16 protein-coding genes and 1 pseudogene are annotated in these 13,491 nt (G+C 68.5%); 9 read left to right on the forward strand and 8 right to left on the reverse strand.

The features are described from left to right. The first annotated feature begins 52 nt into the window (after nt 1-52). Nucleotides 53-813 (forward strand): annotated as a pseudogene (locus A4R44_RS10345) (lysophospholipid acyltransferase family protein). Nucleotides 814-928: 115 nt separating this feature from the next. Here the strand turns inward: A4R44_RS10345 and A4R44_RS10350 are convergent. After that, nucleotides 929-1,753, reverse strand: coding sequence for an HAD family hydrolase (locus tag A4R44_RS10350; protein ID WP_198545236.1), 825 nt, complete (start codon nt 1,751-1,753; stop codon nt 929-931). Between the two features lie 57 nt (nt 1,754-1,810). Between A4R44_RS10350 and A4R44_RS10355 the strand changes: the two genes are divergently transcribed. After that, nucleotides 1,811-2,698 carry an LLM class flavin-dependent oxidoreductase gene (locus tag A4R44_RS10355; protein WP_067578796.1) on the forward strand — a complete coding sequence of 296 codons (888 nt, stop codon included), beginning with the start codon at nt 1,811-1,813 and terminating at the stop codon, nt 2,696-2,698. A gap of 40 nt (nt 2,699-2,738) precedes the next feature. On the opposite strand, the gene A4R44_RS10360 is transcribed toward A4R44_RS10355, so the two are convergent. Beyond that, on the reverse strand, nt 2,739-4,751 hold the full coding sequence (locus A4R44_RS10360; protein WP_067578646.1) for a DUF6541 family protein: 2,013 nt from the start codon (nt 4,749-4,751) through the stop codon (nt 2,739-2,741). Between the two features lie 89 nt (nt 4,752-4,840). Between A4R44_RS10360 and glf the strand changes: the two genes are divergently transcribed. From glf to A4R44_RS10380, 4 genes are all read left to right on the forward strand, one after another. Then, nucleotides 4,841-6,064, forward strand: a complete 1,224-nt coding sequence (gene glf, locus A4R44_RS10365) for a UDP-galactopyranose mutase (protein WP_067578648.1) — start codon at nt 4,841-4,843, stop codon at nt 6,062-6,064. Next, nucleotides 6,057-6,575, forward strand: a complete 519-nt coding sequence (locus tag A4R44_RS10370) for a phosphatase PAP2 family protein (RefSeq protein WP_067578650.1) — start codon at nt 6,057-6,059, stop codon at nt 6,573-6,575. Before glf ends, A4R44_RS10370 begins: the two co-directional genes overlap by 8 nt. A gap of 86 nt (nt 6,576-6,661) precedes the next feature. Next, nucleotides 6,662-7,612, forward strand: coding sequence for a decaprenyl-phosphate phosphoribosyltransferase (locus tag A4R44_RS10375; RefSeq protein ID WP_067578797.1), 951 nt, complete (start codon nt 6,662-6,664; stop codon nt 7,610-7,612). A 115-nt stretch (nt 7,613-7,727) separates the two neighbouring features. Next, entirely contained in the window at nt 7,728-8,294 is a 567-nt protein-coding gene (locus A4R44_RS10380; protein ID WP_067578652.1) for a hypothetical protein, read from the forward strand. A 36-nt stretch (nt 8,295-8,330) separates the two neighbouring features. Here A4R44_RS10380 and A4R44_RS10385 read toward each other — a convergent pair whose 3' ends face one another. Then, nucleotides 8,331-9,023 carry an SDR family oxidoreductase gene (locus A4R44_RS10385; protein WP_067578655.1) on the reverse strand — a complete coding sequence of 231 codons (693 nt, stop codon included), beginning with the start codon at nt 9,021-9,023 and terminating at the stop codon, nt 8,331-8,333. Nucleotides 9,024-9,124: 101 nt separating this feature from the next. On the opposite strand from A4R44_RS10385, the gene A4R44_RS10390 reads away from it, so the two are divergent. Continuing rightward, entirely contained in the window at nt 9,125-9,493 is a 369-nt protein-coding gene (locus A4R44_RS10390; protein ID WP_067578657.1) for a MerR family transcriptional regulator, read from the forward strand. Here the strand turns inward: A4R44_RS10390 and A4R44_RS10395 are convergent, their stop codons facing one another. Further along, nucleotides 9,494-10,204, reverse strand: coding sequence for an ESX secretion-associated protein EspG (locus tag A4R44_RS10395; RefSeq protein WP_067578659.1), 711 nt, complete (start codon nt 10,202-10,204; stop codon nt 9,494-9,496). After that, nucleotides 10,201-10,764: a hypothetical protein gene (locus tag A4R44_RS52260; protein WP_369805866.1), complete on the reverse strand. Its 564-nt coding sequence runs from the start codon at nt 10,762-10,764 to the stop codon at nt 10,201-10,203. The genes A4R44_RS10395 and A4R44_RS52260 overlap by 4 nt, the downstream gene beginning before the upstream one ends. Before the next feature lie 393 nt (nt 10,765-11,157). Between A4R44_RS52260 and A4R44_RS52265 the strand changes: the two genes are divergently transcribed. Continuing rightward, nucleotides 11,158-11,466: a hypothetical protein gene (locus A4R44_RS52265; protein WP_369805867.1), complete on the forward strand. Its 309-nt coding sequence runs from the start codon at nt 11,158-11,160 to the stop codon at nt 11,464-11,466. Here A4R44_RS52265 and A4R44_RS10405 read toward each other — a convergent pair. Then, on the reverse strand, nt 11,444-12,058 hold the full coding sequence (locus A4R44_RS10405; protein ID WP_067578662.1) for a DUF3558 domain-containing protein: 615 nt from the start codon (nt 12,056-12,058) through the stop codon (nt 11,444-11,446). The two genes, A4R44_RS52265 and A4R44_RS10405, sit on opposite strands and share 23 nt — an antisense overlap. Beyond that, nucleotides 12,055-12,453: a hypothetical protein gene (locus A4R44_RS10410; protein ID WP_067578665.1), complete on the reverse strand. Its 399-nt coding sequence runs from the start codon at nt 12,451-12,453 to the stop codon at nt 12,055-12,057. Before A4R44_RS10410 ends, A4R44_RS10405 begins: the two co-directional genes overlap by 4 nt. Nucleotides 12,454-12,635: 182 nt before the next feature. On the opposite strand from A4R44_RS10410, the gene A4R44_RS10415 reads away from it, so the two are divergent. Continuing rightward, on the forward strand, nt 12,636-12,884 hold the full coding sequence (locus tag A4R44_RS10415; protein WP_067578667.1) for a helix-turn-helix domain-containing protein: 249 nt from the start codon (nt 12,636-12,638) through the stop codon (nt 12,882-12,884). Here A4R44_RS10415 and A4R44_RS10420 read toward each other — a convergent pair. Then, nucleotides 12,881-13,491: VC0807 family protein (locus A4R44_RS10420; RefSeq protein ID WP_067578799.1), on the reverse strand; the 611-nt coding region annotated here is incomplete at its 5' end. The genes A4R44_RS10415 and A4R44_RS10420 overlap by 4 nt on opposite strands.

A 13,491-nucleotide genomic window follows, 5' to 3' on the forward strand; every position in this document is an offset into this window, starting at 1 on the left:
CCGACCGCGCGACCTACCGGCGGGAAACCTACGGTCCCGTAGCCTTGGGCGCATGGCTGACTTCGTGTACCCGCCCGTCCTGGTCGCCGCGCGGCTGATGTTCCGGCTGCTCGACAACCGTATCCGGGTGACCGGCGCCGAACACGTGCCCGCCCGCGGCGGTGCGGTGCTCGCCTGCACGCACGTCAGCTACCTGGACTTCATCTACTGCGGCCTCGGCGCCCGTCCGGCGAAGCGGCTGGTGCGGTTCATGGCGAAGCAGGAGATCTTCAGCAACTCGGTCGCCGGCCCGCTGATGCGCGGCATGCACCACATCCCGGTGGACCGCGCCGCCGGGCAGGCGTCCTACGACGAGGCAGTGGCGCGGCTGCGCGCGGGCGAGGTCGTCGGCGTCTTCCCGGAGGCCACGATCAGCCGGTCGTTCACCGTGAAGGACATCAAGACCGGCGCGGTCCGGATGGCCGCCGAGGCGGGGGTGCCGGTGATCCCGATGGCGCTGTGGGGCACGCAGCGGCTGTGGACGAAGGGCCGTCCGAGGGACCTCACCCGCAGGCACGTGCCGATTTCGGTGGTGATCGGCGAGNCGTGCCGTTTTGGGTGGTGATCGGGGAGCCGATGCGCGCCGGTCCGGAGGACTCGTGCGAAGCGCTGACGACGGACCTGCGCGCCCGGATGTCGGAGCTGCTGGAAAAGGCCCAGGCGGAGTACCCGGAGGCCCCGGAGAGCGACGCCGAGCGCTGGTGGCTGCCCGCGCACCTCGGCGGCAGCGCGCCGACACCTGAGGAGGCCGCCGCGCTCGACCGCCGTTCGTGAGCCCCGCGCAGTGCGCGAAAGTACGTGAGGGGAACCCTCATTGACTCTGATTCCCGCAGGGTTCCCCTCACGTACTACGGCATCGCGCGCGCCGGGGCAGTCGGCCGGGGCGCGCTTAGAACCAGCGTTCCAGCACCTGCGCCACCCCGTCCTCGGCAGCCGGTCCGGTCACCTCGTCGGCCACCGCCAGCACGGTTGGGTGGCCGTTGGCCATCGCGACGCCGTGCCCGGCCCACTGCAGCATCTCGACGTCGTTGGGCATGTCGCCGAAGGCGATCACCGACGACTGGGGCACGTCGAAGCGTTCGGCGATGTCCGCGAGACCGGTCGCCTTGGTCACGCCGTGTGCGGACAGTTCGATCAGCCCGCCCGAGGACGAGTACGTGACGTCCACCGCCCCGTCGAGCACCGCGCGCACCGCTACGGCCATCTCCTCCGAGGTCATCCCGCGGCGGCTGACCAGCAGCTTGATCGCCGTTTTGCCGAGCACCTCGGCACGCGGCGCGATCCGGCTCTCCTCGTCGCCCCACGGGTTGTGGTACTCCGGCTCGATCACGAAATTGCGCAGCTCGTGGTCGACCGATCCGGTGCTGATCCGTTCCGCCGCCAGCCGGCAGCCGGGCAGTGCCTTGTCGAGGGCGGAGGCCAGGTCGTGCAGCAGTTTCGGCTCAAGCTCGCCGTGCACCGCGACCACTGAGTCGGTACCGATGTCGAGCAGCACGGCTCCGTTGGCGCACACCGCGTAGCCGGTCAGCCCGAGCGGTCCGGCGATCGGCGCGATCCAGCGCGGCGGGCGGCCGGTGCACAGCACGAACGGCACGTCGTCGGCCAGCACTCGCTGTACGACCGACACTGTGCGCGGCGTCACTTGTTCGCTGGGACCGAGCAGGGTGCCGTCGACGTCGGACGCGATCAACCGGGGTTTCTCCACGCGTCTCATTCTCCCGGTCGCCGCCCGTTCGAGCGAATGTCAGTGCCGGACGTTACGGTCGGCCTCGTGCGAGCAGGCATCGTAATTCTTCCTGAAGACCGCTGGTGGGCGGCCGAGCCGAAGTGGCGCGCGGCCGAGGAGTACGGCTTCGACCACGCGTGGACCTACGACCATCTCGGCTGGCGATCGCTGGTCGACGGGCCGTGGTTCTCCGCTGTGCCCACCCTCACCGCGGCCGCCATGGTCACCTCCACGATCCGGCTGGGCACCTTCGTCGCCTCGCCGGTCGCGCGGCACCCAGTGCCGTTCGCGCGCGAGCTGATCACCCTTGACGACGTGTCCGACGGGCGGTTCGTGCTGGGCGTCGGAGCCGGCGTGGACAGTTCGCGCTACGACGCGCAGGTGCTCGCCGCGCCGGAGCTGACCGCGCGGCAGCGGGTCGACCGCTTCACCGAGTTCGTCGAGGCGCTCGACGGGCTGCTGATGACCGACAACTTCGACTTCTCCGGCGAGTACTACTCCGCGCGCGGCGCGCGGAACCTGCCCGGCACGGTGCAGCGCCCGCGGCTGCCGTTCCTGGTCGCGGCCAACGGCCCGCGCACCATGACGCTGGCCGCGCGGTTCGGCGCGGGCTGGGTCACCACCGGGCGCGGCGGGGACACCCTCGACGAGTGGTGGACCGGCATCGCCGAACTGGTCCGCACGTTCGACCAGCGGCTCGAAGCGGCCGACCGCGAACCGGCGGGCATTCAGCGGCACCTGAGCCTCGACGCGGCGCCGGTGTTCTCGCTCAGCAGCGTCGCGGCGTTCCGCGAGGCCACCGAACGGGCCGGTGAGCTGGGCTTCACCGACGTCATCGCGCACTGGCCGCGCTCGAGCGGGCCGTACGAGGGGCACGAATCGGTGCTGGAAAAGGTCGTCGAAGAAGTGCTGCCGGGCCTCAAGGCCGAATGACACCTGATGGCCGCGGCCGGGGAGGTCGCGGCCACCAGGCTCAGTTGATGATCGTGTAGATCTGCGCGCCGGGGTTGCGGTAGACCAGCCGCAGGAAATCTCTGCCCATGAGGTCGCGCAGGCCGGGGGAGATCGGCGCGCCCTTGGCGATCGAACCGCTGCCCACCAGCACGTGGTGCACCTTCAGCCGATGGACCGCCTCGCGCACGCGCACGTCGAGGTCGTAGTCGCGAAAGTGCAGCGACAGGTAGGTCGCGTCCGGCGAGACCGGGCCGCCGCCGTCGTAGTGGCCCGCCACCGGGTGCACGCCGGTCAGCGCGTACATCCACGCGGTGCCGTCCAGCCGGTCGTTCAGCACCTTCTCCTCCGGCGGGATGTGCATCCGGCCGAGGAAATCCATGGCCGCGATCTCGTCCGGGCTGACCGGCGGCGTGACCTCGCCCTCCGGCCCGTTGTAGTACAGGAACGACACCGCGGTGGCGTTCGCGGTGCGGTAGAAACCGCCGGTCAGCACCGCGGTCACGGCCACGACGACCGCCGCCGCCGCGATCCCGAGCCGGGAGACCACCCTCGGCCGCGTCTTCGCCCAGCCGATCGAGCGAATCCGCTGCGCGGTCCAGCGCTGCAGCTCCGCCATGCCGTGCCCGGCGAGCAGGCACAGCGGGATCGCGGCCAGCGCCATCAGCCGGAACCGGTCGTTCCACCACGGCCGCGACATCGAGATGACCAGCGGCGAGGCACCGTACGACGTGACGAGCACGAACAGTCCGGACAGCCCGATCGCGGACAGCATCAGCCAGCGCATCCGGTCGAGCGTGCGGAAGGCCAGCACGCCGACCACGAGCAGCACGGTGAGCCAGAGCTGCGGCGTGTGCAGCACCTGCTGGAACGTGCCGAGCATGTTCAGCGCCGACAGGACCGGCAGGTCAGAGTTCCACGGCTGGTACGGGTACGCGCCGGAGGTGAAGCTGATCGCGCCCAGGATCTGCGGCGCGGCGAAGACGACTGCGGCCGCCATGACCGGCACTGTGCGCACGATGTCGCCGCCGATCACGCGCAGCCCGTTGCGCCCCTCCGGCACACCGTCCACCCGAAGCCCGCGAAGCGAGCGGTACCAGCGCTGTAGCACCAGCGGTGCCGCGAAGAGGACGCCGCCGAACAACGCGCTTGAGTGCGCGGTGAGCAGACCGTCCGCGGCCAACGCGAACACCAGGCCAGTGTCGACGCCCGGGCGTACGAGGAAGCGTTGCAGCGCGACCACCGTAAGCGGCGTGAGAACGATGCCCAGCGCGTACGGGAGCAGGCCGCTCGACACCGACTCGTACGCGCCCGTCGTCGCAGTAGCGGCGATCAGGGCGGTGCAGCCCGCGAAGACCGCACGGCCGCCCATCTGGCGGATCAGGGCGACCATCGACAGCGCGAAAATGCCTGCGACCGGCATGGTGATGGCGTTCAGCGTGACCGGGATGCTCGACCCGGAGATCTGGTACACCAGCGCGCCGACCAGGTGATAGCCGTTTGGATAGAACGATCCGTTCGGATACCAGTTGATCTTGCCCATGCCGATGAGCGAGCCGTCGCCGGTGTCGGCGATGTAGCGGATGCCGTTCGCGTGGAAGACGGTGTCCCAGCGCTGGAAGACCGCCGTCGTCCCGCCGCGCGCGGACAGCACCACGGCGATCGACAGCGCCGTCGCCACCGCGACGCACGCGGCGACCGACCACTGCGCACGCGTGCTCCAGACGGCAGGAGGCTCCTCCACGCCCGGTTTGATCCAGCCGCGGACGACGCAGAGCCGCCGGACCCCCCACGCGACCCCCGCCAGCAGCAGCGTGCAGGCCGCGGCGGTGAAGACGTTGTACGGGAGACCGACAGTCGACAACCAGGGCCCAGCCAAACCGGTGACGGCATAGCTGAGCAGCGGCGCGAGCCCGGCGAGGGCCCACCCGCGCACTCCCGCGGCCCGGCCGATGAGGCCGCCCGGGACTGCCAGCACGGCCAGGTAGCTGGCGACCGCGCCGAGATAGGTCCAGAAGGTGTCTGGTGCAGGCATGCTTCTCACGTGTGTAGTGCGGGTAAAACCTGGCGGGATGCCGAGGTCGGTTCGGGCCGCGGTCGCACGACTGCGTACCCTGAGCGCCCGTGAGCGAGCACACGAACTCCGCCAAGATTACTGAAGACGACTTTCGCGGTTACGACCTCGTCGTCGTCGGGTCCGGTTTCTTCGGCCTGACCATCGCCGAACGGGCCGCGGCCGAGCTGGGCAAGAAGGTCCTGGTCCTCGAACGCCGCCACCACCTCGGGGGCAACGCCTACTCCGAGGTCGAGCCCGAAACGGGTATCGAGGTGCACCGCTACGGCGCGCACCTGTTCCACACGTCCAACAAGCGGGTGTGGGAGTACGTCAACCGCTTCACCGAGTTCACCGGCTACCAGCACCGGGTCTTCGCCAGGGTGGCCGACCAGGTCTATTCGTTCCCGATGAACCTCGGCCTGATCAACCAGTTCTTCGGCAAGTCGCACACGCCGGACGAGGCGCGCGAGCTCATCGCGAAGCAGGCCGCCGAGTTCCGGACCGAGGACGCCCAGAACCTCGAAGAAAAGGCGATCTCCCTGGTCGGCCGCCCCCTCTACGAGGCGTTCATCCGCGGGTACACCGCGAAGCAGTGGGAGAACGACCCGAAGAACCTCGGCACGAACATCATCAACCGGCTGCCGGTCCGCTACACCTTCGACAACCGGTACTTCAACGACACCTACGAGGGTCTGCCGGTCAAGGGCTACACCGCGTGGCTTGAGAAGATGGCCGAGCACGAGAACATCGAGATCCGGCTGAACGTCGACTACTTCGACGTCCGCGAGCACATCCCGGCGGGCACCCCGACCGTCTACACCGGGCCGCTCGACCGCTACTTCGACTACTCGGCGGGCCGGTTCACCTGGCGCACCGTCGACTTCGAGTCCGAGGTCGCGCAGACCGGTGACTTTCAGGGCACCTCGGTCGTCAACTACAACGACGAAGAGGTCCCCTACACCCGGATCATCGAGTTCCGCCACTTCCACCCGGAGCGGGACTACCCGAAGGACAAGACGGTCATCTTCCGCGAGTACTCCCGCTTCGCGAAGGAAGACGACGAGCCGTACTACCCGATCAACACCGCCGAGAACCGCGAGAAGCTGGAAAGCTACCGCGAGCTGGCGAAGACCGAGGCACGCGAGAAGAACGTGCTGTTCGGCGGACGGCTGGGCACGTACAAGTACCTCGACATGCACATGGCGATCGGGTCGGCGCTGTCGATGTTCGACAACAAGATCGCCCCGCACCTGACCGACGGTGCACCGCTGGACGGGTCGATTGATGCTTGAGAAGGACACCCCGCGCGGTGAACTGGCCGTGCTCTCCAGCACCCAGAAGGTGCTGAAGAAGCCGGGCACAGTGCAGGTCGCGCGGGGTATGTCGCTGTTCGGGGAGCACAGCGCGGGATGGTTCGCGCTGGGTTTGCTCGGAGCGGCGGTGGACCGCGACCGGCGCAAGGACTGGCTGGTCGCGTCGGCCGGAGTGGTGGGCGCGCACGCCGCGTCGATCGCCGTGAAACGCGTCGTGCGGCGGCGCCGTCCGGACCATCCCAGCGTGGAGGTTCTGGTCGGCACGCCGAGCAAGCTGAGCTTCCCGTCGTCGCACGCGACGTCGACGACAGCGGCGGCGGTGCTCTACTCCGGATTGACCGGGCGTAACCTGGTCCCCGCCCTGGTACCGCCGATGCTCGCCTCGAGGCTGCTGCTCGGCGTTCACTATCCGACAGACGTTCTGGCCGGAGCCGCCCTGGGAGGCGTCGTCGGCGGTCTGATCCGACGGAAGCTGACCAAGAAGCGATGAGCGAAACGACCGACGAGCGAACCGAAAACGCGTCCGGTACGGCCGAATCCGCGGAAGCGAAGGAATCGGCTGCCGAGAAGACCGACGTGGCCGAGGAGACCGAGAAGGTCGAGAAGACCGAATCCCCGGCTCCGGCCGCCCCGGCGTCGGGCCCGAGCCCCGTGGGTCTCGTGCTCGGGGTGATCAAAACAGCGCGGCCGAAGCAGTGGGTGAAGAACGTCCTCGTCTTCGCGGCGCCGTTCTTCGCCTTCTCCAAGGCGACGAACCGGACCGAGCTGGTCGTTGACGCGCTGATCGCGTTCGTGGCGTTCTCGCTCACCGCCTCGTCGGTCTACCTGATCAACGACGCGGTCGACGTCGAGGCCGACCGGGCCCACCCGACGAAGCGCAACCGCCCGATCGCGGCGGGCATCGTTCCGGTCCCGGTGGCCTACGCCTCGGCCGTCGTGTTCTTCCTCGCCGGGCTCGCCGTGTCGTTCGCGGCGGACTGGCGGCTGGCGATCGTGCTGGCGGTCTACGAAGCCGTGCAGCTCGGCTACTGCTTCGGCCTGAAGCACCAGCCGGTGGTGGACCTGGCGATCGTCGGCTCGGGCTTCCTGATGCGCTCGGTGGCCGGCGGGGTCGCGGGCGGCATCGCGATGTCGCAGTGGTTCCTGCTGGTCACGGCGTTCGGCTCGCTGTTCATGGTGGCGGGCAAGCGGTACGCGGAGATCATGCTGTTCGAGCGCACCGGAGCCAAGATCCGGTCCTCGCTGAAGAAGTACTCGGCGAGCTACCTGCGCTTCGTGTGGGCGACCTCCGCGGCGATCCTGATCATGTCCTACTGCCTGTGGGCGTTCGAGATCCGCCAGGCCGAGCACAACTCGGTGTGGGCGGTCGTGTCGATGGTCCCGTTCGTCATCGCGGTGCTCCGCTACGCGGTCGACGTGGACGGCGGCAACGCCGGCGCGCCCGACGAGATCGCGCTGAAGGACCGCGTGCTGCAGGTGCTCGGCGCGGCCTGGGTCGTGACCCTGTTCCTGTCGTTCTACCTGTGAACGGCGCGCGGATTTAAACAGCTGGGATTCAGCTTCTGCACAGCATCGAAGGTCACCCTCGGGGGTGGGAGCCGGGACACCCCGCCTCCCGCCCGCTCAGCCCGGAGGACCGACGATGAACGACGACAAGAACCCCTCGCCCGGCGAGCCTGCCGGGCAGGAGCCGACCGAGCAGTTCGGCCAGGTCGGGGACTCTTCCGGGAAGGGCTCGGCTGGTCAGCCGGGGGCGGCCGGGGAGGCCGCGCGGCCCGGTCAGGCAGTGCCGCCCGCCGAGCGGACCAGCCAACTGGACCAGCCCGCTCCGGCCGCGGAACAGACTGGTCAGCAGGCCGGCCCGGCCGCTCAGCAGCCGAATCCGCCCGGCCACTTCGCTCAACCCGGCCCGTGGGGCATGCCGCTGCCGCCGCCGAAGCAGAGCGGCTTCCGCCGGTTCGTCGCCCACCGGGCCACGCAACTGGTCGCGGTGGGGGTCCTGGGACTGGCGGTGGGCGGCGGCATCGTCGGCGGTGTCATGGCCGCGACACACCACCCCGGCATGAGCCAGCACCAGGGCGGCCACCGCTTCAACGACGGCGGTCCCGGCCAGCGCCACCGCGTTCCGGACGGCCAGAACGGCGGCAACCAGAACAACGGCCCCGGGTTCGGCAACGGCGGCGGCACCAGCTCCGGAACAGGCAACTGAGCGGCTCATTCACGCAGAATCTCTGCCCGCTCGACCTCAGTCGCCCAGCAGTGCCGGGTACAGCACCGTCGGGTGCGCGGACAACCCGGCTTTCGCTGTCGCGCTGTCCGCGTCCGCGATGATCTCGATCTCTCCCGCCTCCACCCCGTCCAATGCGGCGCGGACGACGTCGGCGGGGTCGTTTTTCGGGATGTCGAAGCCCGCCATCATGTCGGTGTCGGTGCTGGCCATGACCAGGCCGCTCACCAGTGTGTGCTGGGCCAGCAGCTCCAGCCGCACCGAGTTGGTCATGCTCCACGCCGCCGATTTGGACGCGGCGTATCCCGCGGAGCCCTGGTAGGTCGCCCAGGACAGGGCGGACAGGACGTTCAGCATCGCGCCATTCTTCAACCCTGGCGCGAATGCACGGATGACCTGCAGCGGGCCGAAGAAATTGGTCTCCATTTCGCGCCGAATCGAGTCCAGGTCGCCGGTCGCCAGGTCGGTGAAGGACGCGATTCCGGCGTTGTTGATCAGCAGGTTGACGTCCGGGGCGGCGGCGGCCGCGGCCGCGATCGAATCGGGATCGGTGACGTCCAGCGGTAGCGACACGGCACCGTCGAGGTCGACCGGACGGCGAGCGGTGGCGTAGACCTTGGCCGCGCCGCGCTCCAGCAGGGCGCGGACGAAGTGGGTGCCGAGCCCGCGTCCGGCACCGGTGACCAGCGCGGTCGAGCCTGCGATCTGCATGGGGTTCTCCTGGAAAGCCGTCGGTAGGGGACAACGGCTATCCTGGATCCTGACGTCAATGTCAGGTTCTCGGGTTTGTGGTGCGGATCACGGAGGCTCGGATGCGGATCGGAGAGGTGGCGGAGCGCGCCGGGGTCAGTGTGCGTTCGCTGCGCTACTACGAGCAGCAAGGCCTGATCGAGTCGACGCGCACGTCCGGCGGGCAGCGCCGGTACGGCGAGGACGCGGTGTCGTGGGTGGGGCTGATCCAGCAGCTTTACGCGGCCGGGCTGTCCAGCGCGACCATCCGCGAGCTGATGCCGTGCCTGCACGCGGGCGTCAGCACGCCGGAGTCGCGCGTTCGGCTGCGCGCGGAGAAGGCCCGGCTCGACGAGTACATCTCCGGGCTCGAACGCACTCGCGAGCGGCTGGAAAAGATGATCGAACTGGCGGAGACGCCGAATCCGCATTGCCCGGTCGTGCTGGGCTGATCAGAGCGCCTCGAAAGCGTCGTTCAGAATCTTGACGATCGCGCGCGGGGTGCCGGAGATGAGTTCGGTCCGGCCGGCGGTGGTCCGGTAGGTCAGGACCCGGCCGGTTCCCAGGTCCACGGCGAAGATCGGGCCGCCGGTGAGGTGCCTGCCGCCGGTCCGGCAACCGACGTACAACTGGTGCACCGCTTCCCGGGGCTGATCCAGTACTGCGTTGAGGTACTCGGCGCTGGTGCTTTCGTCGAACGGGTCCGGTGTTTCGTCGGATGCGACCGACACCGAGCGCACCGGCGCGCCGGGGAGCTGCGGAAACGTGTCGAAAAGCGCGGTGGCCAGCCTGTTCGGGGCAGTCGGCCGGAGTTCGACCACGTCGTCCTGTACGGCCGCCACCACCGCGTCCGTCCCGCGCCGCGCGACTAGTGCTCCGCGATCGGTCCCGGTGCTGAATTGCGAGTGCGCGAAGTATTCGCCTTCGGCGGATGCGATCACCTGCAAGGTCGCCCGCAAGCGCGGCGTTGGCGCCTCGTTGCGTGCCAGCCCGAGTTGCGCGAGGTACTCGATGGTCTCGGCATGCAGCCGGCGGTCTGCGCCGTCTCGCACCCAAAGTCGCTTACCGTCGAGCATCGGATGCATTTCACCGAGGTCGAGCATGTCCCACACCACGGACAACACCGCCGTCGGCAGCCGTACCACCGGATCCAGTCCGGTCATGCGCCGAGAGTGGGCGGTGTCGACCGGAGGCCGGTGGCGGGATCGACGGTCGCCTCTTCGCCGGAGAAAATGTCGTCAGTGTCCAGGACGTACTTGCGGCTGTGTTCGGCGTCGTCTTCTTTCTTGCCGCCGCGACCGCCGCCGCTCATCCCGGCCCCGGGCATGCCGCGCTCGCCGGCCGCACCTGCGCGCGGGGCGCCCGTCCCGGCACTGCCACTGCCCCGTGGGCCGAATTCCCCAGTGCCGGCACGGGAACCGCCGCCTGGGCCGCGGGGTGGTGTCGCGCCTTCGCTTCCTCCGCCGGTCGAGCCGAATCCGATGCCGGAGGGATAGCCGAGGCCAGACCCACCGGAATTCGGACCGGCGGCGCCGGGCTGGTACCCGGCGATCGCAGGAGGAGCGAACCGAGACTGGCCGGAACCGGTCGGCTCAAGGTAGCTGGAGGTGCTGGTCGCGTCCGCCGGATTCGGCGAATGCGGGTAGCTGCCCGGATTGCCGTTGCCGCTGTACGGTCCGCGGCCCCCGTTGACCCCGGGAGTCTGGCCGCTCGTCCCGCTCACGCTGGGTACTTGACCGGCCGGTCCAGTCGTGCGTGGGCTGCTGCCTCCTGGCCACTGACCGCCGGGGGCCGACTTGCCAGCCGGCGGATGGGCCGGACCGGGAACGCTCGGCGAATGGTGGACCGTGACGCCGCCGTCGTATGCGCTGATCTTGCCGTAGTCGTACTTCAGTTGCCCCGAGTTGGCCTGGGTCTGGTGGGTGAAGTCCTGATAGAGCTGGAGATTCTTGGCCGAGGCCGCGTTGTGGTCGCGCATCTCGGTCATGACGTCGGAGTCGAACAGGTTTTTCCCGCTCTTCAGCGCGTTCGTGAGCGGTTCGGCCGACATGGGCGTCATCTGGTTGCGTAGATTGTCGAGCATCGACGCCGCGGAGGCGTGTGTGCCGCTGTTGTCGTGGAACGTCTGCTGAGCACTGGTCATCGAGGAGCGCACCGTCCGCAGCCGCTGCGAGACCATGTCCGCCGCGGTGCCGCTCCAGACGGATTCGAGTCCGCCGAGAACCGCCGAGACGTCCTGGCTGACCGCTTCCTGATCACGCGCCAGTTCCTTGGCGATGTCGCTTCCTTCATGCCAGATGCCGGGCTGACCTGCCTGGATCTGCGGGACGATCTCCTCGATCGGCACCGTCATCTCCTGGTACCTGTCGAGCAGCGCTTTGGTGGATTCCACCCAGCCCATTTCAGCGCCCCGCCTTCTTCTTGAGCGTGGTAATCACGTCCCCGGTGACCTCGGCCGCGAGGTCACAGGCGTCAGCTTTGCCGCTGTTGGACAAGCCGAGGTCAAGTCCGACCTCGAATTCGAGAGTGTCGGAAAGCCCGACCGCTACTTGGCACCCATCTGTTCGCGGGCCTGGCTTCGGGTCGTAGGCGACGGCGGGGAAGCCCTGGATGGGCGGAAGCACGTCGAAACGCTTCATCTGCGGCTTGACCTGCTTGTAGATGATGCTCAAGCCTTCTCGTTGCTTGGTCGTGTAGAAGATCGTCAGCATGGAGCCGCCCTGGTGATCCGACCAGGTGCATTTAGGGCCGAGAGCTCCGTCTTCGGGTTTGCCGGTAACGCCTTCGCCGATGTCCTGACGGATCTGCTGGGGGCTGAGCGCGTCGCACGCGCTTCCGGAGAGCACGGAATCGGGCAGCGGGGCCTCGACCTTGGGGGCGCCGCCGTAGGGCGGTACCTCGTTGCCCGGCAATGAACTGCTGCTCGCCACCGGCGTCGGGTGTCCGGCGGTGGTGCCCGAACAAGCGGTGAGCAGGGCTGCGGAGCTGAGCAGGACGATTGGCGTGCGGAGGTTCATTCGGTCGTTTCCTGGGGGTCGACTCGGTTAATGAGGGTCGTCTGCTGGCGATCGTTTGATTTTGTCATGCCGAGCGCTTCCGCGATGCGCTGGATGAATTCATCGACGTAGGCGATCTGAAGGTCGATGTGACCTCCGCCGTAGGAGTAGGCGCCTAGTTCGCTTGTGCCGTCCCCGACCATTGCCACATGTGCGGCGAGCGTCGACGGATCCTGCGCCGGAGCTTTCATTCCGCACAGGTTGATCGCCTTCCGGCGCATCTCCGCCAGCTTCTCTTTGACCCCGATCAGCTTGCTGAGCAGCTGTTTTGCCTCATCTGGCTCCAGGACGAAGCCGTCCGGCGCGGTCGCCTTGGCCTGCCCGCTCGCGACGGTGAACGCCGTGTCCTCCCACACCTGTGCCCCCTCGACGCTGGTGTCGGCAATTGGTTACAGGTAGCACGGTAGCCGATCAATCACCCGCGGTGGACGCGATTCTGAAAGGTGCTCAACGACTAGACATCAATGCTATGGACATAAATACTCTGATTATTTGTGCTCTGGTTTTGCTGGCGCTAGACGTGTGTGATTACCTGACCATGGCCAAGCCCCCGATCTCCGCTGCCGCGCGCATTATCGGCGAGCGCGTGCGCGAGTGCCGGAACAATGCTGGGCTCAATCAGGAACAGCTGGCCGAGGCGGCTGGAGTGCACTGGACGTTCGTGAGCCAGGTCGAGCGCGGCCTGCGCAACATCAACCTGCACAACCTGCTCAAGTTCGCCGACGGGCTCGGGGTGAACCCCGCGAAACTCGTGGACGGCTTGCGTCCGCCTTCGGAACCGGATTAGCCCTTGCCCGGTGAGTAGTCCACTGTGGACGGGCGCATTACCTGCCGCAGCGTGCCCTCGTGGATCAGCAGAATCTGCGTGATCACCTGCAGTCCGACGAAAAACGCGATCGACAGCCCCGCGTCGAGCGCGGGGACGTCGTCGACCGGCAGGGTGTACGCCATCCCGATGCTCAGTCCACTGTGGACCAAACTGCCGACGCCCCACACCACGGTCAGCGTCCGCCACGTCCGGCGGAACGACGGCCGCTCTTCCCAGGCCGAGTCCAGCCGGGAGCCGCGGCCGGGCAGCAGGGCGCGGGCGGCCTGATACGTCGTCGGGTACTGGCCGACGACCAGGCTCGCGAGCAGCCAGACGCCCGCCAGTGTGCTGAACCAGGCTCCGCGCACGAGCATCAGCCGGGCGTCGCCGGTCATCAGCGTGGTGGCCAGGCCGACGGCCAGGAACATCAGGACGAGCAGGCCGATCCCGTCCACGCGTCGCCGGGTGACCAGCGTGTACAGCACGCGCAGCGCGGGCGGCAGGCCGCTCAGCAGCAGCGCCCACACCGGCGGGACGTCGAAGGCCCGAAGCAGGTAATAGCCGCCGACTGGCGCGACGAGATCGG

Origin of the sequence: Amycolatopsis sp. M39, from assembly GCF_001651785.1 — a bacterium.
GTDB classification, from domain to species: Bacteria; Actinomycetota; Actinomycetes; order Mycobacteriales; family Pseudonocardiaceae; genus Amycolatopsis; species Amycolatopsis rubida.

Bases quoted from the DNA above. Each gene is read 5' to 3' on its own strand.
- A4R44_RS10350 (WP_198545236.1), bottom strand. From the start codon at position 1,753: ATGAGACGCGTGGAGAAACCCCGGTTGATCGCGTCCGACGTCGACGGC.
- A4R44_RS10360 (WP_067578646.1), bottom strand. From the start codon at position 4,751: ATGCCTGCACCAGACACCTTCTGGACCTATCTCGGCGCGGTCGCCAGC.
- A4R44_RS10370 (WP_067578650.1), top strand. From the start codon at position 6,057: ATGCTTGAGAAGGACACCCCGCGCGGTGAACTGGCCGTGCTCTCCAGC.
- A4R44_RS10380 (WP_067578652.1), top strand. From the start codon at position 7,728: ATGAACGACGACAAGAACCCCTCGCCCGGCGAGCCTGCCGGGCAGGAG.
- A4R44_RS10385 (WP_067578655.1), bottom strand. From the start codon at position 9,023: ATGCAGATCGCAGGCTCGACCGCGCTGGTCACCGGTGCCGGACGCGGG.
- A4R44_RS10390 (WP_067578657.1), top strand. From the start codon at position 9,125: ATGCGGATCGGAGAGGTGGCGGAGCGCGCCGGGGTCAGTGTGCGTTCG.
- A4R44_RS10395 (WP_067578659.1), bottom strand. From the start codon at position 10,204: ATGACCGGACTGGATCCGGTGGTACGGCTGCCGACGGCGGTGTTGTCC.
- A4R44_RS10405 (WP_067578662.1), bottom strand. From the start codon at position 12,058: ATGAACCTCCGCACGCCAATCGTCCTGCTCAGCTCCGCAGCCCTGCTC.
- A4R44_RS10415 (WP_067578667.1), top strand. From the start codon at position 12,636: ATGGCCAAGCCCCCGATCTCCGCTGCCGCGCGCATTATCGGCGAGCGC.